Consider the following 20,957-nt stretch of genomic DNA (forward strand, 5'->3'; position numbering starts at 1 on the left):
GACGTGCCTGGCGGTGGGGGGATCAGCTCAGCGAATCATGTGCGGCGGCACGGCGCAGCCGGATGGGGAGGATGGGGCCGGGACGCCGCGGGGTGCTGCCCAGCGGCCGCCCGGCCCAGGGGTCAGCGGCCCACCCCGGCGGCGAACGGGATCCAGGGGCGGCCGTGGAACCTTCGCCCCGAGCTGCCGGATGCCGCCACGGCCCGACGTCCCGCAACACCGCTCCCCTCACCCCTCGGCCGACAACACCGCCCAGGCGCCCGCCGGATCGTCCGTGGCCGGGCCCGCGGGCACCCACTGCCCGTCCTCCCTGCGGTACGGCCACCAGCGGCCGTCCCGCCCGTAGCGCAGCTGTGCCTCGCCACCGGCCACCGTCCACCGGTTGCGGGTGGCCCGCAGCCGCGGCCGGGCCTCGCCGTCCTCCCACGCGGCCGCGAGCCGCCCGGTGGCCCGCGCCAGCGCCTCCGGATCCGGTGTCCAGTCCTCCTCCAGGGCCGCGAGCCCGGCCGGGCCGCCCAGGGCCCAGGCCCGTACGGCCAGTGCCAGCGCCGGCGCATCACGCCCCGAACCGGCCGCCAGCCGCGCCGATATGGCCTCCCCGGGGCCGGCCGCCGCCAGCCGGACCGCGTCCTGGGCGGGGGTGAGCACCGGCGGCAGCGGGTCGTCCGGATGCCCGGCGGAGAGCGCATCCGCCAGCAAGCCCCGGGCGCGCCCCGCCGCGTCCCCGATCAGGAACTCCAGTGCCGCCGCCTCCACCCCGGGCGCGGGCGGGGTGGCACCGCCGAGCACCGGCGGGACGCCCGGTGCGGCGACCGGCGGCGGCGCGGCGGGGAGCGGCGGCAGGATGTCGCGCGCCGCATACGCCTCTGTCGCCGGCACCCCCGCATCGGGACGCTCCGCCGCCGCGTCTCTGCCCGCTGCTCCGGTCCCGCCCGCCGGCCCTGCCGCCCGCGCCGCGCTGCGTGCCTGCAAGGCGTCGAGCAGTTCCCGCTCACCCCGCCCACGCAACAGCAGCAGGACGAACGGATCCTGGTCGAGCAGCCGCGCCAACTGGTAGCACAGCGCGGCCGTATGCGCGCAGTGGTCCCAGGCGCCGCAGCTGCACTCCGCCTCCAGGTCGCCGATGCCCGGCAGCAGTTCGATCCCGGCGGCCGACGCGTCCTCGACGAGTACCGGCGGCATGTCCCGGTCCAGCAGCGCCGCGATATGCCCGGCCCGGTCCGCGACCAGGTCGAGAAGGCGGCCCCAGTCCGCCACGCCCAACTGCTGCAACAGGACATCGGACCGGTGCGGCGTATGGTCGCGGTCCTGGACGATCGCGGTGATCCGGCCGGGACGCACCGAGACCGCGCCGACCGCACCGGCCCGCGCATGCCGCCGCCCCAGCTTCAGCTGCCCGCCGTCCAGCGCGGTGTCCTCCAGCGCCCTGAGCCACGCCTGCCCCCACCAGCTCCGCGCAAAGGCCCGGCCGCGTGCCGGGGGCAAGGCCCCGAACGTCCGCTCGCCGGCCGCCGCGTCCCGGTCGTCCGGGCGCCTCTCCTGCTCCGGGTGCCTCTCCGTTGCCGGGTCCCTCTCGTCCGGAGACCACTCCCGGTCCGGGGTCATCGCTTCTCCCTCTTCCTCTCCGGGCCTCGTCATCGCTCGCTCCCTCGCAGTGCGACCAGGTCGGCCAGCTCGGCGTCGGTGAGTTCGGTCAGCGCGGCCTCACCGGACCCCAGCACCGCATCGGCCAACTGCTGCTTACGGGCGAGCATGTCGGCGATCCGGTCCTCGATCGTGCCCTCCGTGACGATCCGGTGGACCTGCACCGGCTGGGTCTGCCCGATGCGGTACGCGCGGTCGGTGGCCTGCGCCTCGACGGCCGGATTCCACCAGCGGTCGAAGTGGACGACATGCGACGCCCGGGTGAGGTTCAACCCTGTACCCGCCGCCTTCAACGACAGCAGGAACACCGGCGCCGCGCCGTCCTGGAAGCGCCGCACCATCTCCTCCCGGCGGGCCACCGGCGTCTGACCGTGCAAGAACTGGGTGGGTACCCCGCGCGTCGCCAGATGGCTCTCCAGCAGCCGTGCCATCTGCACATACTGGGTGAACACCAGCACGCTCGAACCCTCGGCCAGGACGGTGTCGAGCAGTTCGTCCAGCAGCTCGACCTTTCCCGAACGGCCCGCGATCCGCACCGCTCCCGCCGTTTGCCCCCGGTCCGCCGTGCCGCTGCCTTCCTTGAGGTACTGCGCGGGGTGGTTGCAGATCTGCTTGAGCGAGGTGAGCAGTTTGACCACCAGCCCGTGGCGGGCGAATCCGTCCGTCCCGGCGATCTCCTCAAGCCCCTCGCGCACCACGGCCTCGTAGAGCCCGGCCTGCTCCCTGGTCAGCGCCACCACACGGTCGGTCTCCGTCTTGGGCGGCAGCTCCGGCGCGATCCCCGGATCGGACTTACGGCGGCGCAACAGGAAGGGCCGCACCAGCCGGGCAAGCCGCTCGGCCGCCGCGCCCGCCTCCGGGGACGCCGCCGCACCGCCCTCGATGACCTGCGCATAGCGCGTCCGGAACCGGCTGAGCGGCCCCAGCAGGCCGGGCGTCGTCCAGTCCAGGATCGCCCACAGCTCCGACAGATTGTTCTCCACCGGGGTGCCGGTCAGTGCCACCCGGGCCTTGGCGGGCAGGGTGCGCAGCGCCTTGGCGGTCGCGGAGGAGGGATTCTTGACGTGCTGTGCCTCGTCGGCGACGACCAGCCCCCAGCCCACCTGCGCCAGCTTCCCGGCGTCGAGCCGCATCGTTCCGTAGGTGGTCAGCACGAACTCGTCGTCCGCCGGCTCCGCCAGGCTGCGCCGCCCGCCGTGGAAGCGGCGCACCGGTGTTCCCGGCGCGAACTTCTCGATCTCCCGCTGCCAGTTGCCCATGAGGGAGGCGGGACAGACGACCAGCGTGGGGCCGGCCGAGGCGGGGTGGGTCTGCCGGTGCAGATGCAGGGAGATGAGCGTGATCGTCTTCCCCAGTCCCATGTCGTCGGCGAGGCAGGCGCCCAGCCCCAGCGACGTCATCCGGTGCAGCCAGCCGAGTCCGCGCACCTGGTAGTCGCGCAGCGTCGCGGTCAGCGCGGCCGGCTGCCGGACGGCTGCGGCAGTGCCGTTCTCCGGGTCGGCGAGCAGATCGCGCAGCCGGGCGGGCCACCCGGAGGCCGTCACCTCCACCCGCCCGCCGTCCGGCATCTCGGCGGATCCGGTGAGCGCGGCGCCGAGCGCATCGAGCGGCGTGATCTTACGGTCCGGCCGGTCCCGGGCGGCCCGCACCGTCTCCGGGTCGATCAGCACCCACTGGCCGTGCAGCCGCACCAGCGGCCGTCCCGCCTCGGCGAGCCGGTCCAGCTCGTTCCTGTCCACCTCCTGGCCGCCCACCGCGAACCGCCAGCTGAAGGAGAGCAGGGCATCCGCCGACAACAGCGAAGGCAGCCCCGGCTCCGGCCCGTCCCACCGGCTGCCGTCGCCCGCCTCGGGCGACCCCACCTCGGCCCGGCTGGTCAGCGTGCGTGTCAGATCCTTCGGCCAGTGCACCTGCACCCCGGCGGCGGCCAGCGCACGGCCGGCCGGGCCGAGCAGTTCGGCGACTTCTTCCTCGGCCAGCTCCAGAGCCCCGGGCACCGCGGCGGACAGCAACGGGGTGAGCGGCGCCCAGACATCCGCCGCACGACGCAACGCCAGCAGCGTGTCCATCCGCGCCTGCGACCCGAAGGCCTTCCCGGCGGGCGATGCCCCCGCCCACACCGCGGCGGCATCGGCGACCAGCGTCGGGTAGGTGAGGCTGTGCAGCTGGAGCACGGCGGTGAAGGTGAGGCCGGCGTCCATGGGGTCCGCGGTATCGGCGACCGCGGTGGCTTGGGTGGCCTGGGTGGTCTCGGTGGCCGCCGAGGTCTCGGTGCTTCCCGCCGCCTCCGTGCCCCGCACCTCCACCCGCAGCGAGATCCGTACGCCCGCGTCATGCCCCGCGGCGACCTCAGCGGCCCAGGCGCGCTGTTCGGGGATCTGCTGGGGTGCCGGCACCGCGAAGGCCGGCGCTCCGGTGACCAGCGCCGCCGCGGGGGAGCGTGGTAGCCCGTCCGCCACGGCGTCGAGGAAGGCGCGGACCTGCCGCTCGGGATCCGGCAGCGCCGGCGGTGCGGAGTCCGGCAGCGGGACGGCGTGGGCGTACGGCGGCATGGCGGCGGCGAGATCGCGCAGCCGCTCGATGTCCACCGGGTCGAGCGGACCCAGCCGCCAGGCGTCATGCCCGTCGGGACTCACCCCCGGCAGCAGCCGGCCGCGCGCCGCGAGCTGCAGCGCCAGCACCGCCGCGGCCCCCCAGAAGGCGGCGGCCGGATGGGTGCTCCGTGCGGCCCGCGCGCGGGTGAGCACCGGCACCGCCTCGGCGACCGTCAGGACGAGCGCCGGGACCTCGCACAGGGATACCCCACCGTCCTCGTCCTCGTCCGGCAGGACCACCTCCAGCCGCTCCGCCGCCCAGGCCTCCCCGTCCGGGGTGCCGCCGTCCCCGTCAGACGCCCCGCCGTCCCCGTCCGTCGCACCGTCCGCGCCGCCTGCCTCTTCCACGGGTGCGCCATCGGGGCGCCAGAAGGCCACCCGCCCGGCACGTGGCGGATCCGACGGCAGGAAAACCGCTGCACAGCGGGACAGAGCGGAGAGCCGAGCGGGTGTGATCGCCGCGAGTGGTGTCACTGGATCAGGACTCCTCAAGTTTGACTACTGGCGCCTGAAGCGCCCGAGAGTACAGGACGGCACGCGGATACCTGGAACCTGTTGCGCGAAAACGGCGTTCAATGGAGTACACAGAGCGCGGCGTACGCCGCGGAAGGGGCGTGAAGGATGTCCACACAGGCGAAGGTCGCGGTCGGCGGCGTCGCGGTGGGAGTGATCCTGCTGTGGCTGCTGCCCTTCTGGGCGGCCCTCTTGGTGATGGTCGGGGTCCCGGCCGTCGCGTATCTGACGCTCGACTCCTCCCAACGGCGCCGGCTCCGCCGCGTCAGCCGCAAGCAGATCGGCCGCTGACCGGGCGGACTCGCACGCCGCGCCGTCCGTCGTCCTCGTGTCCCGCCGCACCGGGACCGGCGGCGCATTCGCCCCGGCACAACGGGAGAGGCCCTGCCGAGGAGCGGTCCTGGTGGGGAGAGGAACGGGCCCTGGCGGGAGGGGAACAGGTCCCGGCCCGCCCCGCCGCCTACCGCCGTACGATCCCGCCGGACCAGCCCGCTCCGCCCGTCCCCCCCCGCAACAGTCCGCCGAAGCAGCCCGCCTCAGACCGGCCGTGCCGCCAACTCGTCGAGCGACGACAGCAGCGCGGGAAGCGCAGGCCCCCGCCCCACCGGATGCACCTCACCCGGCTCGTCGTCCAGCAGCACGAACGCAATGTCATCGGTACGCGCGACCATGCTCCAGCCGGGACCGTCGACCCGCAGGGTCCGTGCCTCACCGGCCGCGAACGACGACCGCACCCGTCCGGGCGGCGGCGGCTCGCTCACATAGCCGCGTGCCTCCTCCAGCACCCTCCGCACGCCCTCGTGGGCGTGATCCCCCGGCTCGGCGAAGGTGTCCTCGTCATCCACCTGCTCGCGCCACGCCGCCCACTGCATGGCGATCTCGTCCGCCCCGAGCCGCCGTTGCGCAGGCCCCCACTCCTCGGCATCCGGCGGCGCGAGCGGCGGCGGGTCGCCTTCCTGTGGCTCCGGATCGTGCGGCTGCGGCACACCCGGTGCCGCCACCGCGAGCGAGAGCGGCCAGCCGGGAAGCGCCCCGACGATGCTGTGCTCCCCGGGGGAGAGGTCGTACTCCATCCCGCAGTCCCAGGCCGCGATCGCACAGGCCACCAGCGACACATCCTCCGTCGCCACGGTCCAGCGCGCGCCGTCACTGTCCTGACCGAGGACCAGCCCGTAGCCCTCCGCGTACGGTTCGAGGCCGAGGCCCGCACACACCTCGGGGTAGTCGTCGCCGAGCACGCTCGGGAACTGCGCGGGCGTCAGCAGCACCGCCGTCAGCACGAACAACTGGTCGTTGTCGGCGCTCTCGGTCGTGGGCACGCGTGCCTCCCCATCCAATCCGTCGCGGAGTATGTCGGCGCACCCTAATTGGCTTCGTACGGCCTTGTCACCAGCCGTACGCTGCGCGGATGTGTTTTTGCAGCAGCCGGATGCACTTCGTGTGCCTGGAGTGCCGGGCCGCGTGGAAGAAGACGGCAACCTCACGGGGGCCGGCTACCGCCCGCGCACCCCGCGCGAGGTCCGGGAACGGCCGGCGCTCGCCGGTCGCACCGGGATGCCGCTGACGAAGGCGCCGGCCACGGCGGATCCCGCGCGCACGGACCGCTATGGCGTCGACGCACGCACCCCGGGGCACCCCTGGCACCCCGCCCCACTGCGCCCCCGAGAACTCCTGACAGCTGACGGCAACACCATGAATCCGGCCACCGCAGGGCGCGTTCTGGTGCCCGTCGCACCCTCAACGATCGCCCACGCCCCCTAAAATTGGCCCGTCGGCGAACGAAGGGACGGATGTCAGGTGCGTCGCTACGACTGGTTGCGGGAGATCCAGCGGCTCGACCCGGAGCGCGACTTCCTGCGGATCTACCGCATCATCGCGACCCATGAGTTCCCCTGGGACATGACCAGAGCCCTGGAGCTGGCGCTCTATCGCACCTACGCCGTGCCGAGCATCGGCCGACTGCTGGCCACGACTGCCGAACTGACGAACCGTACGCAGAAACGCTATGACGACACCGCGCTCCTCCTGGACGCCGTCGTCGAGCACGGCTTCGACGGGGAGGACGGCCGCACGGCGATTCGCCGTATCAACCAGATGCACCGCAGCTACGAGATCAGCAACGAGGACATGCGCTATGTCCTGTGCACGTTCGTGGTGATGCCCAAGCGGTGGCTCGACGCCTACGGCTGGCGACGCCTGACCGCGCGGGAACGGCATGCGCTCGCCGTCTACTACCGCACCCTGGGCCGCCATATGGGTATCGCCGAAATCCCGCAGGCCTACGAGGACTTCGAGCGGTGCCTCGACGCCTACGAGGACGCGCACTTCGGCTTTGACGAGGGCGCGCGAAGGGTGTCCGACGCCACGCTGGACCTGATGGCGGGGTGGTACGGCCCGCTCGCTCCGGTGGTGCGCGGCGCGAGCATGGCCCTCCTGGACGACACGCTGCTGGAGGCGTTCCGCTACGAGCCGCCCAAACCGGCGGTCCGGACGGCGGTACGCACCGCTCTGAAGCTGCGCGCCAAAGCCGTGCGGTTGCTGCCGCCTCGCCGCACTCCGCACTACGCCCGGCAGAACCCCGAGATCAAGGGTTACCCCAACGGCTTCCGGGTGGCCGAGCTCGGCACCTTCCCCGACCGCCGCACGGGCAGCTGCCCGGTGCCCCACGGGGAGGGCCCGGCGGCACCCTGAGCGGCGGAGAGCCAGGGCTCTTCGCCGGGTAGCCGGTCCCCGGGCAGGCCGCCCCCTGGGTGCCGGGTACACCCGATGGCCCGCTACGCCCGGCGTACCGCCAGCGCCAGGTAGCGGGAGTCGCGGTCCTCGTACCGGATCAGATCCCAGCCGCACGTCGCCAGGAGGGGCCGCAGGTTCGGCTCGGCCCGCAGGTCGTCGGGGGTGATCGGGCGGCCCTTGCGGGCGGCGAGAGCCGCCCGCCCGATGGGGTGGAAGAGCGCCAGCCGGCCACCGGGACGTACCGTCCTGGCGAGCTCGGTGAGACCGCCCGCCGAGTCCGGGAGATGGGAGAGGAGCCCGGCGGCGAAGACCGCGTCCAGTGCGGCGTCGGGGAGCGGCAGCCGGGTCACATCGGCGAGCAGCAGCGCCGCGTAGCGGTCGCGTCCGGCCCGTACGGCGGCCTGCAGCATCTCGGGCGTGAGATCGGCGCCCAGTACCGTCCCGCGCGGCCCCACGGCCTCCCGGAGCGCGGGCAGCGCGCGCCCGGTACCGCAACCGGCATCCAGCACCCGGTCGCCCTCCCGCAGGCCGAGTTCGGTGGTGCCCGTCGCATAGGCGGGACCGTCGCCGGGGAACTTCGCGTCCCAGCCGGCGGCGCGCGGTGCGAAGAACGCCCGGACTTCGTGCGGGCGGTCGGCGTGGTGGTCGCCGTGCTGGCCGGTCATCGGGCTCCTCCGGGTCGGAACGGTCGGCGAGAGGGAGACGCTACAGGTGTACGGGGCACTGCGCTCCACCACGCCTGCCGAACCGACCGCACAGGGGTCCAACTATCACGAAGGGGACGGCTGATGGCTTTCTTGATCCGAAGACGTGGCGGCTTTGGAGAATCCGGGGAATTCCCCCTCGATGGGGGGTACGGTCCACGCCATGGATTTCGGACGGCCCTCCGCCGCCGAAGGCTCCCCTCGTCGAGCCGTGGATCCGTATACCCCGTGACGCGCAGGACCCTGCATCCTGGAGGAGACGGCCGATGAACGCCGCACAAGGGGCCCCGGAGGGCGCAGCCCCGGACCCCGACGCCGAGTTGACCCTGAAGATCTTAGTCGCGGGCGGCTTCGGTGCGGGCAAGACAACCCTGGTGGGCTCGGTCAGCGAGATCCACCCGCTGCGCACGGAGGAACGCCTCAGCGAGGTGGGCGAGACGGTGGACGACACCGGGGGAGTGGACGACAAGGGCACCACCACGGTGGCGATGGACTTCGGCCGCATCACCATCAGGCAGGGCCTGTCCCTCTACCTCTTCGGCACCCCCGGACAGGACCGCTTCTGGTTCCTGTGGGACGACCTGTCGGAGGGGGCGCTGGGCGCCGTGGTGCTGGCCGATACCCGGCGGCTGCAGGACTGCTTCCCGGCCGTCGACTACTTCGAGCGCCGTGCGATCCCGTTCCTGGTGGCCGTCAACTGCTTTGCACAGGCCCGGTCCTACGGGGCCGACGAGGTCTCCCGCGCACTGGACCTGGACCCTGGTACCCCGGTCGTGCTCTGTGACGCGAGGGACCGGGACTCCGGCAAGGAAGTGCTGGTCCGCCTCGTCGAGCACGCGGGCCGGCGGCACTCCGCCCGGGTGCTGGATCCGGTGGGCTGAGCCGGAGGCCGAGCCGGCGGGCGGAGGTGGCGCGGGTGCCGGAGAGCGCCGCGCGCCACGCACCCTTCAGGCCGCGACATCCGCGAGGGCGATGGCCTTGTCGATCCTGATCCGGACCACCACCTCGCCCGGCACGCCGTTGCGCGCGCCGTACTCCTGCGCGCGGTCCTCACCCATGTAGCGGGCCGCGATCCGGGTCGCCCAGCGGCGGACGTCCGCCAGATCGTCGCTGATCTCCGCCGTGCCCTGTACGGACACGAAAGCGAACGGTGGCCGATCGTCGTCGACGCACAGTGCCACCCTGCCGTCGCGGGCGAGATTGCGGCCCTTGACGGTGTCCGCACCGGTGTTGAACACCAGCTCGTCACCGTCCATGAGGAACCACACCGGTGCGAGGTGCGGGCTGCCGTCGGCCCGTACGGTCGCCAGCTTGCCGGTACGCGTGCCCTCGGAAAGGAACCTCTGCCACTCGTCCTTCGTCATCTTGTGTGCCATGCCGACATCCTCATCCATGCGGGACGCGCACGCGCGGCGTGGCACGCCGGGCTGTGGGGCCGCTTGCCGAGACGGCGGAGGTGGGACAGGCTGGCACGGCAGTTCGCGGACCGCGGGCTGCCGTCCGGCCAGGAATGCGGACGAGGACACGGGGAGGAAGCAGCAATGGCATTGAGCAGCGGACTCGACTGGCTGCTGGACGATCTGACCAAGCGGGTGCAGAAGGTACGGCACGCGTTGGTGCTCTCCAACGACGGGCTGGTGACCGGGGCGAGCGAGAGACTGGAGCGGGAGGATGCCGAACATCTCGCGGCGGTGGCCTCGGGACTGCACAGCCTCGCGAAGGGGTCCGGGCTCCACTTCCGGATCGGCGGGGTGCGTCAGACCATGGTCGAATTCGACGACGGAGTGCTGTTCGTGACGGCCGCGGGAGACGGCAGCTGTCTGTGCGTGCTGGCGGGCGCCGACGCCGACATGGGGCAGATCGCCTACGAAATGACGTTGCTGGTCAATCGGGTAGGGGAGCATTTGGGCGTCGCGGCCCGCCAGCCGGAAAGTTATCCACAGGTCTGAGGTGGGGGTTGACCCACTGTCGCCACCAGCGGCTATCGTCGTCACTGTCAGTGATCGACCGAGTCGCGGGGGAAGCGATATGACAGTGATGTGCGACGGGCAGCAGACGCTCACGACGGGGCGGGCGGCCCGCGAACTGGAGCTGAGGACGGGCGAGTTGGAGCTCGCCACCCAGCTCGGAGAAGTGCGGACGGTCGCGGCCGGGGCCGACGGCCGGCCGACCGGAGCCGGATCGCTCGGCCGGCGCCGGGTTCCGGCGGAGGAGATCGCCCGGCTGCGGGCCGAGCCGGGCTTCCCGGACGCGCTCCGCGAGCGGATCCGCGCAGTCAGCACGACCGAAGCCGCCGCTCTCATGGGCATCGGGCCCGGCCGGGCGGTCCGCCTGACCCGGGCGGGCTGTTTGGGCCCCGTCCGGTTCTATGTGAACCGCTTCGGCGCGGTGGTCTGGCTCTATCTCGCGGCCGAGGTCGCCGACTTCGCCGACCGTGAACCCGACCTGCTGCGGGGCAACACCCCGGCGGCGATGCGGGTGATGCTCGACAGCGGACAGGACTGGCGGGCTCGCCAGTGGCGCAGCCGACGGATCGCCCAGCTCATGGGGCAGACCGACGACCCCTGGGAAGCGGCAGCGGTGATCGCCGCCGTGCTGCCGGCGGAGGAGCTGGCCTCGGTGGCCGAGAACCCGCTGGAGCGGTCCCTGCTGCGCCGGCTCAGGCCCACTCTGGCCTCCGTGATCACGGTGACCTCGGCCGCCAGGGAATCCTTCGAACGCGTCCTGACGGCGGACGAGTTCGACGAAGTGCTGTGGTACCGCGTCCACCTCTCCCGCTGCCTGGAAAGGGCCCGCAAAGAAGACCCGGGCCGCCCCCGGACACCGGCCGCCGTACCCTCCGCCGCCGCCCGCCCGGGTCAGTCCCCGAGCTTTCTGAACAGCCCTTCCTGGACGACCGAGACCAGCAGCCTGCCCTCGCGGTCGTAGATCCGTCCGCGGGCCAGGCCGCGGCCTCCGGTGGCGATCGGCGACTCCTGGTCGTACAGGAACCACTCGTCCGCGCGGAACGGACGGTGGAACCACATCGCGTGGTCGAGCGAGGCCATGTCGAATCCACGCGGGCCCCAGAGGGGTTCGACGGGGATGCGGACGGCGTCCAGCAGCGTCATATCACTGGCGTAGGTCAGCGCGCAGGTGTGCACGAGCGGGTCGTCGCCCAGCGGCCCGACCGCGCGCATCCACACCGCGCTGCGGGGTTCCGCACCCTCAATCTCCTCCGGGGTCCAGCGCAGCCGGTCGGCATACCGGATCTCGAAGGGCATCCGGCGTGCCATGCGCTCCAGCGACTCGGGCAGGCTGCGCAGGCGCTCGCGGACCTCTTCCGCGACCGTCGGCAGCTCCTCCGGGTCGGGAACCACCCGGCGCAGCGGCAATTGGTGATCGAAGCCGGGTTCCGGCTTGTGGAAGGAGGCGGTCAGATTGAAGATCGTGCGTCCCTGCTGGACGGCGACGACCCGGCGTGTGGTGAAGGACCGCCCGTCACGGACCCGCTCGACCTGGTACACGATCGGCACCCCGGGCCGGCCGGGACGCAGAAAGTACGCATGGAGCGAGTGGACCGGGCGGTCCCCTTCCGTGGTCCGCCCGGCAGCCACCAGCGCCTGGCCGGCGACCTGCCCGCCGAAGACCCGCTGCAACGATTCCTGCGGGCTGCGGCCCCGGAAGATGTTCACCTCGATCTGCTCCAGATCCAGCAGATCGACCAGCTTTTCGGCGGGATTGGTCATGACCGGTGGCCCTCCGTCAGATCCTTCGGCGGCCTCGGTCGAAGCCGTCGCCTCACAACTGACCCACATCCGTGACCCGCACGACCGCGCGCCCCTCCTCGTCGGAGGCGGCCAGATCCACCTCCGCGGAGATGCCCCAGTCGTGATCACCGTTCGGGTCGGCGAAAGTCTGCCGCACCTTCCACAGTCCGTGCTCGGCATCCTCCTGAATCTGCAGCAGCTTCGGGCCGCGCGCGTCCGGGCCGGTGCCCAGCTCGTCGTATTCGTCCCAGTAGGCGTCCATCGCGTCGCCCCAGGCCTCCGCGTCCCAGCCGGAGTCGGCATCCATGTCGCCGAGTTCCTCGACCTTGTCCAGCGCCGCCAGCTCCACCCGCCGGAACATCGCGTTGCGCACCAGCACCCGGAACGCCCGCGCGTTGGAGGTGACCGGCCGGACCTGATCGGCCCGCTCCGCGGCCTGCTCGGCCGTCTCCACCTCCGGGTTGGCAAGCTGCTCCCACTCGTCCAGCAGACTGGAGTCGACCTGGCGCACCATCTCGCCCAGCCAGGCGATGATGTCCTCGAAGTCCTCGGACTTCAGATCGTCCGGGACGGTGTGGTCCAGCGCCTTGTACGCACTCGCCAGGTAGCGCAGCACGATTCCCTCGGTGCGGGCCAGCTCGTAGAAGGACGTGAACTCCGTGAACGTCATGGCGCGTTCGTACATATCGCGGATGACCGACTTCGGCGACAGCGGATGGTCGCCGACCCACGGGTGGCTCTTGCGGTACAGGCCGTAGGCGTGGAAGAGCAGTTCCTCCAGCGGCTTGGGGTACTCGACGTCCATGAGCCGTTCCATGCGCTCTTCGTACTCGACGCCGTCGGCCTTCATCTGGGCGACCGCCTCGCCCCGGGCCTTGTTCTGCTGCGCGGCCAGGATCTGGCGCGGATCGTCCAGCGTGGACTCCACGACCGAGACCATGTCCAGCGCGTAGGACGGCGATTCCGGGTCGAGCAGGTCGAACGCGGCCAGGGCGAAGGTCGACAGCGGCTGGTTGAGCGCGAAGTCCTGCTGGAGATCCACGGTCAGCCGGACGATCCGGCCCTCCGCGTCCGGTGCCGGCAGCCGCTCCACGATCCCGCCGTCCAGCAGCGAGCGATAGATCGCGATGGCCCGCCGGATGTGCCGGAGCTGATTCCTGCGCGGCTCATGGTTGTCCTCGAGCAGCTTGCGCATGGCCTCGAACGCATTGCCCGGCCGTGCGATCACGGACAGCAGCATCGCGTGCGTCACCCGGAAGCGGGAGTTCAGCGGCTCCGGATCGGAAGCGATCAGCTTCTCGAAGGTGTTCTCCCCCCAGTTGACGAAGCCCTCCGGCGCCTTCTTGCGTACCACCTTCCGGCGCTTCTTGGGGTCATCGCCCGCCTTGGCCAGCGCCTTCTCGTTCTCCACGACATGCTCGGGGCCTGTGCGACGACAAAGCCCGCGGTGTCGAAGCCGGCCCGGCCGGCGCGGCCCGCGATCTGGTGGAACTCCCGCGCCCGCAGCGTCCGCACCCGCGTCCCGTCGTACTTGGTCAGCGCGGTGAACAAAACCGTACGAATGGGGACGTTGACGCCCACGCCGAGGGTGTCCGTGCCGCAGATGACCTTCAGCAGACCCGCCTGGGCCAGCTTCTCGACGAGCCTGCGGTACTTCGGCAGCATGCCCGCGTGGTGCACGCCGATGCCATGACGGACATACCGCGACAGGTTCCGGCCGAACTTGGTGGTGAACCGGAAATTCCCGATGAGCTCGGCGATCTGGTCCTTCTCGGCCCGCGTGCACATATTGATGCTCATCAGTGCCTGCGCCCGTTCGACGGCGGCGGCCTGGGTGAAGTGCACGATGTATACGGGCGACTGGCGGGTTTCCAGCAGCTCGGTGAGGGTTTCCGTCATGGCCGTCGTGCGGTATTCGTACGACAGCGGTACCGGCCGCGTCGCCGAGCGCACCACCGACGTGGGCTTCCCGGTGCGCCGGGTCAGATCCTCCTCGAAGCGCGACATGTCGCCGAGCGTCGCCGACATCAGGATGAACTGCGCCTGCGGAAGTTCCAGCAGCGGAATCTGCCAGGCCCAGCCACGGTCCGGCTCGGCATAGAAATGGAACTCGTCCATCACGACCTGGCCGATGTCGGCGTCCTTCCCGTCCCGCAGCGCTATCGAGGCAAGGACCTCGGCAGTGCAGCAGATCACCGGGGCATCGGCATTGACCGAGGCGTCGCCGGTGAGCATGCCGACGTTCTCGGTGCCGAACAGCTTGCACAGGTCGAAGAACTTCTCCGAGACCAGCGCCTTGATCGGGGCGGTGTAGAAGGTGACCTGATCATTGGCGAGCGCGGTGAAGTGCGCGCCGGCCGCCACCAGGCTCTTACCGGAGCCGGTCGGGGTGGACAGGATGACGTTCGCCCCGGAGACCACCTCGATCAGCGCCTCCTCCTGGGCAGGGTAGAGCGAAATGCCCTGCTGCTCGGCCCAGCCCGAAAAGGCTTCGAAGAGGGCATCGGGGTCGGCGTCGTTCGGGAGATGATCGATGAGGGTCACGCCCCCATACTGCCTGTCTTCGGCCCGGATCAGGGAACCGGCGACCCGGAGGGAGGCCGGTTCAAGATCGACGAGCCCCGTAGTCACCCGCCATGAAGGCCCCCGGGCCCCGCTGCCCCGGCCCCGGCATCGGCTCGGGATGCCGCTCCGGCGGCCCCGGCCTGCGGAACTATGCCCTGTCGTGGCGCGGCCCGGCGGGCTCGGGCTCGATGTCGTCACCCTGCGTACAGAGTCGCGGGCGCGCGGTTGTCGTCGGCCCTCACCCTCTGCGCCGGCGCCCGGCGGTGCGTGGCGCAGATCACGCGGCGTACGCCGAAGCGGGCGCCCCGGTTCGTTCCGCCGGTCGCCGGTCGCCGGTGGTGGGGCACTGGCCACCCGTCGTCGGCCGCCGGCCACCTGCCACCGGTCGTCGATCACCGGCCACCCGCCACCGGTCGCCGGTCACCGTGGGGGAGGGGGCCCGTAAGGCGGTCTCCGCAGGTGGGGTCCAGGCGAGAGGGTCATCCCAACGACCCTGCCCGTCAGGGCAGTTGCTTCCGTCTACCGGGCGCCCCCCGAGGGCGTCGTCCGGGACCAAAGACGGGACCAAAGACAGGAAGGTGCGCGGGGCGAGCAGTTGACCCGTGGGCCGGTGCCGTGTGCCGGTGCCGCGGGCCGGCGCCTTTCCGGCGGCCGGTCCTGCGGACGTGGTGCCCGTGCGGCCGTGTACCGGTGCGGGACGCGGGCTCACCCCCTCCTCGTAGGGAGATCATCTGACGCTACGCTGAGTCGCCGACCGGGCGTCAGAGGCGTGACTCAGCAGTACGAGCAGTACGAGAGGCACACCGTCCGCACGGGAGACGAGCGCAAGCGAACCAAGAGAACAAGGGGTGGGAACAACCATGATGGGACCGGCGCACTCACTGTCCGGGGCCGCGGCCTGGCTGGGGGTGGGCGCGGCGGCCGCTGCCGCCGGACATCCCATGCCCTGGCCGGTGCTCGTCTGCGGAGCTCTGATCTGTGCCGGTGCGGCTCTCGCCCCGGACCTCGACCACAAGTCCGCGACCATCTCGCGGGCCTTCGGGCCGCTCTCGCGGTGGCTGTGCGAACTGGTCGACGCGATCTCGCACGCGGTCTACAAGGCGACCAAGATGCGCGGTGACTCGAACCGCAACGGAGGCCACCGCACGCTCACCCACACCTGGGTGTGGGCCGTGCTGGTCGGCGCCGGGATGTCGCTGCTGGCGATGCAGGGCGGTCGCTGGGCCGTCCTCGGCATCCTCTTCGTCCATATGGTGCTCGCCATCGAGGGGCTGTTGTGGCGGGCGGCACGGGTGTCCAGCGATGTGCTGGTGTGGCTGCTGGGTGCCGCCTCGGCCTGGATCCTGGTCGGCATTCTCGATCAGCCGGGCAACGGCGCGAGCTGGCTGTTCAGTGAACCGGGGCAGCAGTACCTCTGGCTGGGGCTCCCGGTCGTTCTCGGAGCGCTCGTCCATGACATCGGCGATGCCCTGACCGTCTCGGGCTGCCCCGTCCTGTGGCCCATCCCGATCGGCCGCAAGCGCTGGTACCCGGTCGGCCCGCCCAAGGGCATGCGCTTCAAGGCCGGCAGCTGGGTGGAGCTGAGGATATTGATGCCGGTGTTCATGCTGCTGGGCGGCGTCGGCGGTCTGAGCGCGCTCGGTTACCTCTGACGTGCGCGGCCCGTCACCGGAGGCTGATGCGGAGGCATCGATCGGGCCGCGCCCCGTATCAGCCGTGCCATGACCGCCAGAGCGCCGCGTACGCGCCACCCGCCGCGACCAGTTCGTCGTGGCTGCCCAGTTCGCTGATCCGGCCCTCCTCGACGACCGCGATCACATCGGCGTCATGGGCGGTGTGCAGCCGGTGCGCGATCGCCACGACCGTACGGCCGTCCAGCACCCTGCTCAGTGAGCGTTCCAGGTGGCGGGCCGCCCGCGGGTCGAGCAGGGAGGTCGCCTCGTCCAGCACCAGGGTGTGCGGATCGGCGAGCACCAGCCGGGCCAGCGCGATCTGCTGGGCCTGGGCGGGCGTCAGCGTATGGCCGCCCGAGCCCACCGCGGTGTCCAGCCCCTTGTCCAGGGCCCGCGCCCAGTCATCGGCGTCCACCGCGCCGAGCGCCGCCCACAGTTCGGCATCGGCCGCACCGTCGCGCGCCAGCAGGAGGTTGTCGCGGAGCGAGCCCACGAAGACATGGTGTTCCTGGTTGACCAGCGCCACCTGCTCGCGGATCCGCTCGGCCGGCAGCGCGGACAGCTCGGCCCCGCCCAGCGTGACGCTGCCCACCCGGGGGCCGTAGATGCCCGCCAGGAGCCGGCCCAGCGTCGACTTGCCGGCACCGGAGGGTCCGACCAGCGCCAGCCGGGTCCCCGGGCGGACCCGCAGCGACACCTCCCGGAGTACATCGACGCCCGCCCGGTAGCCGAAGCTGACCCCGTCGGCGTGGACGTCCCGGCCGTCCGGGAACCGCCCCGCAGCGGGGGCCTCCGGCTCGATCTCCCGGACGCCGACGAGCCGGGCGATGGACACCTGGGCCACCTGCAGCTCGTCGTACCAGCGCAGGACCATGCCGACCGGCTCGATCATCATCTGCGCCAGCAGCGCCCCGGTCGTCAGCTGCCCCGGAGTGATCCATCCCTGGATGACGAAGGCTCCGCCGAGCAGCAACACCGAGACCAGGAGCAGCACATGCGTCAGATCGACGACGGGGAAGAGCACGGTGCGCAGGTAGAGCGTGTAGCGCTCCCATTGAGTCCAGGTACGGACCCGGTCTTCCGACAGGGCGATCCGGCGGGCGCCCAGCCGGTGGGCCTCGATCGTGCGCCCCGCGTCCACGGACTCGGTGAGCACCGCGGACACCGCCGCGTAACCGGCCGCCTCGGAGCGGTAGGCGCTCGGTGCCCGTTTGAAGTACCAGCGGCAGCCGACGACCAGCAGTGGCAGCGCGATGAGGACGGACAGCGCGAGCGGCGGTGCGGTCACCGTCAGCCCGCCGAGCAGCAGCACCACCCACACCACCCCGATGGACAGCTGCGGTACGGCCTCGCGCATCGCGCTGGAGAGCCGGTCGATGTCGGTGGTGATCCGCGACAGCAGGTCACCGGTGCCGGCCCGCTCCAGGACGCCCGGCGGCAGCGCCACGGACCGTACGAGGAAGTCCTCGCGCAGATCCGCCAGCATCCGCTCACCGAGCATCGCCCCGCGCAGCCGGACCATGCGGACGAACACCGTCTGGACGGCCAGCGCCACGGCGAACAGCCCGATGGTGCGCTCCAGCGGGAGGTCACGGGCCCCCGTGGACAGCTTCTCGACGACTGTGCCGAGCAGATACGGCCCGGCCATGGAGGCGATCACCGCGGCCGCGTTCACGGCGACCAGCACGAGGAACGCTCTGCGGTGACGGCGGATCAGGCCGCCGACATAGCTGCGCACCGTTGCCGGCGAGCCGACGGGAAGGGTGGTGAGGGTCTGTGGGGCGTCCGGGTCGTGCTCCGGCGGCGCCAGGCCGATCATGCGGTCTCCTCGATCCGGTCGGTCGGTAGCGCCGGCTCGGGGTCCGGCTCGCGGGTGACGATCGCGCGGTAGGCGGGGTGGCTGTGCAGCAGTTCGCGGTGGGTCGCCTCGGCGACGGCCTTCCCCTCCTGGAGGAACACCACCTGTTCGGCCCGGTCCAGCAGGAGCGTGCTGGAGGTGAGCACGACGGTCGTACGCCCCTTCCTGATCTCCCGCAGGCCCTCGGCGATCCGGGCCTCGGTGTGCGCATCGACGGCGCTGGTCGGCTCGTCGAGCACAAGCACCTCCGGGTCGGCGACCAGCGACCTGGCGAGGGCGAGGCGCTGGCGCTGCCCGCCGGACAGCGAGCGGCCGCGCTCGGTGATGTGGGCCCGCATCGGGTCTCCCGAGTTGTCGGCGGACGCTTGCGCCAGCGCGGTCAGTACGTCGCCGCACTGCGCCGCGGTCAGCGCCTCCCGCGCGCCCACCCGGCCGGACGACGGTACGTCGAGCAGTTCGCCGAGCGTGCCCGAGAGCAGCATCGGGTCCTTGTCCTGGACGAGTACGGCACCACGCGCCGTCTCGCGTGCCAGGTCGTCCAGCGGGGTGCCGCCGAGCACGACCGAGACCGGCACGACGCCGTCACCGCCGCCTTCGTCCAGCCGCGGCGGGTGTCCGCCGAGGCGTTCGGCGAGCCGGCCCGCGCTGTCGGGGTCGCCGCAGACCACCGCGGTCAGCCGGCCGGCCGGGGCGGTCAGGCCGCTGACCGGGTCGTGCAGAGTGCCGGTGGGTGCCGCCTCCCGGCCCGTGTCGCGCCCGCCGGCCGGGCGGCTCTGTGCCAGTACGCGGGCCGTGCGCTTCGTGGACGGCTTGGCGAAGGTATAGGCCTGGGCGATCTCTTCGAAGTGTCTGAGGGGGAGGAGCAGGAAGGTGACCGCGCTGTAGACCGTGACGAGATCGCCGACGGCGAGGGTGCCGTCGAGGGCGAGCCGGGTGCCGTACCAGACCACCGCGATGAGCAGCAGGCCCGGCAGCAGTACTTGGACGGCCGAGATCAGCGACCACATCCGGGCGCTGCGGACGGCGGCCTTGCGCACTTCCTGGGAGGCGCTGCGGTAGCGGCCGAGGAAAAGTTCCTCGCCGCCGATGCCGCGCAGGACGCGCAGTCCGGCGACGGTGTCGGAGGCCAGCTCGGTGGCCTGGCCGGCCTTCTCGCGCTGTGCTTCGGCACGCCGGGTGGCGTGCGGCAGCAACGGCAGCACGGCCAGCGCCATGACGGGCACGCCGACGGCCACCAGAACGCCGAGCTCCGGCCGGTAGAGGGCCAGGGCAACGGAGACGCCGGCGGCGGTGACCGCGGCGGCACCGAACCGGGAGAGCGCTTCGACGAACCAGCCGATCTTCTCCAGGTCGCCGGTGCTCACGGCGACGATCTCGCCCGCCGCCACCCGCCGCGTCATGGCCGAGCCCAGTTCCGTGGTCTTGCGGGCGAGCAGTTGCTGCATCCGGGCGACGGCGGTGATCCAGTTGGTGACGGCCGCGCGGTGCAGCATCACGCCACCGATCGCGATCAGGGCGCCCAAGGCGATGATCAGGGAGCCGGCCAGGAGAAGGCGGCCGCCGTCGCGGTCCACCACGGCCTGCACGGCCAGGCCCACCGGCACCGGCGAGGCGGCGATGGCGCCGAAGTTCACCAGCCCCCAGACGAGGGCCTTGAGCTGCCCGCCGAGCTGTTGTGCGCACAGCCAGCGGAGGAAGGCGCCGCCCGTACGGACGTCCGGGACGCCCGGGTCGGGATGCGGAAGGTCGCGAATGTGCATGATGCCCCAGGCGAAGTCGTGGTGGATGGGCGGCAACGGGCCGTTGCGGCAGGCGAAATGCCCCTCTCGCCCGTCTCGTCTCCGGCGGAGGTCCTGGAAGACTGGCCTGCGGGGTGGGGGATTTCAAACGGTTTTTCCGCTGTGGTCACGCGATCCGGACAATCCTGCGGTGGCGGCCCGTAGGCGGCGGTCGGGTGCCGACCGGCCGTCAGAGCGGCGGTGCGACCATGGGCGTCATGCGAACAGCGGACGGTGCGATGCGGACGGCGACGGTGGTCGCGGCGGGACTGGTCCTTCTGGCGGGCTGCGGCGGCGGTGCGAGCGGCGGCAAGGACGGGGACGGCAAGGGTGACGGTGCGGGCAAGGGGGAGCGCCCCGGCGGCCCCGCTCGCGGCGCGTTGGCCACCACCCACCTCAAGAACATCCCCGAGGTCGGCACTGCCCTGCGCTCGCGGATCCCGGCCGGCTCCCGGCAGGTCGTGGCGGTCTACGGCAAGGGCGTGAACTCCGCCGAGGCCACGGTCGTCCTCTACGACAAGGGCGCCAAGGGCTGGGACCGCAAGGGCAGTTGGGCCGCCCACAACGGCCGGCGCGGCTGGACGGTGGATCACCACGAAGGGGACAAGCGCAGCCCCGTCGGGGTGTTCCCGCTGACCGACGCGGGCGGGGTGCTCCAGAACCCCGGCGCCAAGCTGCCCTATACGCACTCCTCGGCGTTCACCCCGCCGTCGTACTGGTCCAAGAACACCCGGCACGACTTCGACTACGTCGTGGCGATCAACTACAACCGCGTCAAGGGGACCTCCCCGCTGGACCCGACCCGTCCGCAGGGCCAGTCCAAGGGCGGCGGGGTCTGGCTGCACCTGGACCACGGCAGCGGAACCTCCGCGTGCGTCAGCGTCCCGAAGGCCGGGATGCAGGCACTGCTGCGCGCCCTCGATCCCGCACGGCACCCCGTGGTGGTCATGGGGGACGCGGCGCACCTGGCGGGCTGAGCGCCCGGGACGGGGGGACTTCGGCCCTGCCCGGATCCGGAGGGATCGTGCCTCCCCTTGGGGCAAGCTCCACGGTTTCCCGGACATCATCCCGGCCGCTGCGCAGACCGGCCTGCCGGCGGAGCAGGCGCGGGCGGCGGGGACGGCAACGGCCGATCCGACGACGTCA

General features: G+C 72.0%; 16 protein-coding genes and 1 pseudogene. 8 read left to right on the forward strand and 9 right to left on the reverse strand.

The genetic code is table 11. The features are described 5' to 3' along the window. Positions 1-228: 228 nt before the first annotated feature. The gene (locus CFW40_RS31575; protein ID WP_256331181.1) at positions 229-1,638 is read right to left on the reverse strand and encodes an SWF or SNF family helicase; all 1,410 of its coding nucleotides are present in this window, start codon (positions 1,636-1,638) and stop codon (positions 229-231) included. Continuing rightward, positions 1,635-4,712, reverse strand: coding sequence for a DEAD/DEAH box helicase (locus CFW40_RS31580; RefSeq protein ID WP_088801176.1), 3,078 nt, complete (start codon positions 4,710-4,712; stop codon positions 1,635-1,637). Before CFW40_RS31580 ends, CFW40_RS31575 begins: the two co-directional genes overlap by 4 nt. Positions 4,713-4,859: 147 nt before the next feature. On the opposite strand from CFW40_RS31580, the gene CFW40_RS31585 reads away from it, so the two are divergent. Next, entirely contained in the window at positions 4,860-5,042 is a 183-nt protein-coding gene (locus CFW40_RS31585; protein ID WP_030077786.1) for a hypothetical protein, read from the forward strand. Between the two features lie 245 nt (positions 5,043-5,287). On the opposite strand, the gene CFW40_RS31590 is transcribed toward CFW40_RS31585, so the two are convergent. Then, positions 5,288-6,070, reverse strand: a complete 783-nt coding sequence (locus CFW40_RS31590; RefSeq protein ID WP_088801177.1) for a hypothetical protein — start codon at positions 6,068-6,070, stop codon at positions 5,288-5,290. Positions 6,071-6,212: 142 nt separating this feature from the next. Here CFW40_RS31590 and CFW40_RS31595 point away from each other — a divergent pair, with 142 nt between their 5' ends. Both CFW40_RS31595 and CFW40_RS31600 read left to right on the forward strand, forming a co-directional pair. Beyond that, the gene (locus tag CFW40_RS31595) at positions 6,213-6,512 is read left to right on the forward strand and encodes a hypothetical protein (RefSeq protein WP_088801178.1); all 300 of its coding nucleotides are present in this window, start codon (positions 6,213-6,215) and stop codon (positions 6,510-6,512) included. A gap of 36 nt (positions 6,513-6,548) precedes the next feature. After that, complete coding sequence (locus tag CFW40_RS31600) at positions 6,549-7,442, forward strand: oxygenase MpaB family protein (protein WP_088801179.1); 894 nt, start codon at positions 6,549-6,551, stop codon at positions 7,440-7,442. Positions 7,443-7,525: 83 nt separating this feature from the next. On the opposite strand, the gene CFW40_RS31605 is transcribed toward CFW40_RS31600, so the two are convergent. After that, a complete protein-coding gene (locus CFW40_RS31605; protein WP_088801180.1) occupies positions 7,526-8,149 on the reverse strand; it encodes a class I SAM-dependent methyltransferase in 624 nt (207 codons plus the stop codon). Between the two features lie 305 nt (positions 8,150-8,454). Here CFW40_RS31605 and CFW40_RS31610 point away from each other — a divergent pair, with 305 nt between their 5' ends. Then, positions 8,455-9,069 carry an ATP/GTP-binding protein gene (locus CFW40_RS31610; RefSeq protein WP_088801181.1) on the forward strand — a complete coding sequence of 205 codons (615 nt, stop codon included), beginning with the start codon at positions 8,455-8,457 and terminating at the stop codon, positions 9,067-9,069. Between the two features lie 66 nt (positions 9,070-9,135). Here CFW40_RS31610 and CFW40_RS31615 read toward each other — a convergent pair whose 3' ends face one another. Next, positions 9,136-9,564 (reverse strand): PPOX class F420-dependent oxidoreductase, encoded by a 429-nt coding sequence (locus CFW40_RS31615; protein ID WP_088801182.1) that lies wholly within the window; start codon positions 9,562-9,564, stop codon positions 9,136-9,138. 165 nt (positions 9,565-9,729) lie between these two features. Between CFW40_RS31615 and CFW40_RS31620 the strand changes: the two genes are divergently transcribed. Both CFW40_RS31620 and CFW40_RS31625 read left to right on the forward strand, forming a co-directional pair. After that, a complete protein-coding gene (locus CFW40_RS31620; protein WP_088801183.1) occupies positions 9,730-10,137 on the forward strand; it encodes a roadblock/LC7 domain-containing protein in 408 nt (135 codons plus the stop codon). 79 nt (positions 10,138-10,216) lie between these two features. After that, positions 10,217-11,116, forward strand: a complete 900-nt coding sequence (locus CFW40_RS31625; protein WP_256331180.1) for a DUF6397 family protein — start codon at positions 10,217-10,219, stop codon at positions 11,114-11,116. Here the strand turns inward: CFW40_RS31625 and CFW40_RS31630 are convergent. Next, positions 11,047-11,916 carry an acyl-CoA thioesterase II gene (locus CFW40_RS31630; RefSeq protein WP_088801185.1) on the reverse strand — a complete coding sequence of 290 codons (870 nt, stop codon included), beginning with the start codon at positions 11,914-11,916 and terminating at the stop codon, positions 11,047-11,049. The genes CFW40_RS31625 and CFW40_RS31630 overlap by 70 nt on opposite strands. Positions 11,917-11,968: 52 nt before the next feature. Continuing rightward, positions 11,969-14,481 (reverse strand): annotated as a pseudogene (locus tag CFW40_RS31635) (DEAD/DEAH box helicase). A gap of 881 nt (positions 14,482-15,362) precedes the next feature. Between CFW40_RS31635 and CFW40_RS31640 the strand changes: the two are divergent. Continuing rightward, a complete protein-coding gene (locus tag CFW40_RS31640) occupies positions 15,363-16,154 on the forward strand; it encodes a metal-dependent hydrolase (protein ID WP_088801186.1) in 792 nt (263 codons plus the stop codon). 58 nt (positions 16,155-16,212) lie between these two features. Here CFW40_RS31640 and CFW40_RS31645 read toward each other — a convergent pair whose 3' ends face one another. Continuing rightward, positions 16,213-17,994, reverse strand: a complete 1,782-nt coding sequence (locus CFW40_RS31645; protein ID WP_088801187.1) for an ABC transporter ATP-binding protein — start codon at positions 17,992-17,994, stop codon at positions 16,213-16,215. Then, the gene (locus tag CFW40_RS31650) at positions 17,991-19,793 is read right to left on the reverse strand and encodes an ABC transporter ATP-binding protein (protein WP_088802497.1); all 1,803 of its coding nucleotides are present in this window, start codon (positions 19,791-19,793) and stop codon (positions 17,991-17,993) included. Before CFW40_RS31650 ends, CFW40_RS31645 begins: the two co-directional genes overlap by 4 nt. A gap of 227 nt (positions 19,794-20,020) precedes the next feature. Here CFW40_RS31650 and CFW40_RS31655 point away from each other — a divergent pair, with 227 nt between their 5' ends. Continuing rightward, positions 20,021-20,788 carry a hypothetical protein gene (locus CFW40_RS31655; RefSeq protein ID WP_371127052.1) on the forward strand — a complete coding sequence of 256 codons (768 nt, stop codon included), beginning with the start codon at positions 20,021-20,023 and terminating at the stop codon, positions 20,786-20,788. Positions 20,789-20,957: the final 169 nt, after the last annotated feature.

This window comes from Streptomyces sp. 2114.4, from assembly GCF_900187385.1.
GTDB classification, from domain to species: Bacteria; Actinomycetota; Actinomycetes; order Streptomycetales; family Streptomycetaceae; genus Streptomyces; species Streptomyces mooreae.

Bases quoted from the DNA above. Each gene is read 5' to 3' on its own strand.
- CFW40_RS31575 (WP_256331181.1), bottom strand. From the start codon at position 1,638: ATGACGAGGCCCGGAGAGGAAGAGGGAGAAGCGATGACCCCGGACCGG.
- CFW40_RS31585 (WP_030077786.1), top strand. From the start codon at position 4,860: ATGTCCACACAGGCGAAGGTCGCGGTCGGCGGCGTCGCGGTGGGAGTG.
- CFW40_RS31605 (WP_088801180.1), bottom strand. From the start codon at position 8,149: ATGACCGGCCAGCACGGCGACCACCACGCCGACCGCCCGCACGAAGTC.
- CFW40_RS31610 (WP_088801181.1), top strand. From the start codon at position 8,455: ATGAACGCCGCACAAGGGGCCCCGGAGGGCGCAGCCCCGGACCCCGAC.
- CFW40_RS31615 (WP_088801182.1), bottom strand. From the start codon at position 9,564: ATGGCACACAAGATGACGAAGGACGAGTGGCAGAGGTTCCTTTCCGAG.
- CFW40_RS31620 (WP_088801183.1), top strand. From the start codon at position 9,730: ATGGCATTGAGCAGCGGACTCGACTGGCTGCTGGACGATCTGACCAAG.
- CFW40_RS31625 (WP_256331180.1), top strand. From the start codon at position 10,217: ATGACAGTGATGTGCGACGGGCAGCAGACGCTCACGACGGGGCGGGCG.
- CFW40_RS31630 (WP_088801185.1), bottom strand. From the start codon at position 11,916: ATGACCAATCCCGCCGAAAAGCTGGTCGATCTGCTGGATCTGGAGCAG.
- CFW40_RS31640 (WP_088801186.1), top strand. From the start codon at position 15,363: ATGATGGGACCGGCGCACTCACTGTCCGGGGCCGCGGCCTGGCTGGGG.
- CFW40_RS31645 (WP_088801187.1), bottom strand. From the start codon at position 17,994: ATGATCGGCCTGGCGCCGCCGGAGCACGACCCGGACGCCCCACAGACC.
- CFW40_RS31650 (WP_088802497.1), bottom strand. From the start codon at position 19,793: ATGCACATTCGCGACCTTCCGCATCCCGACCCGGGCGTCCCGGACGTC.
- CFW40_RS31655 (WP_371127052.1), top strand. From the start codon at position 20,021: ATGGGCGTCATGCGAACAGCGGACGGTGCGATGCGGACGGCGACGGTG.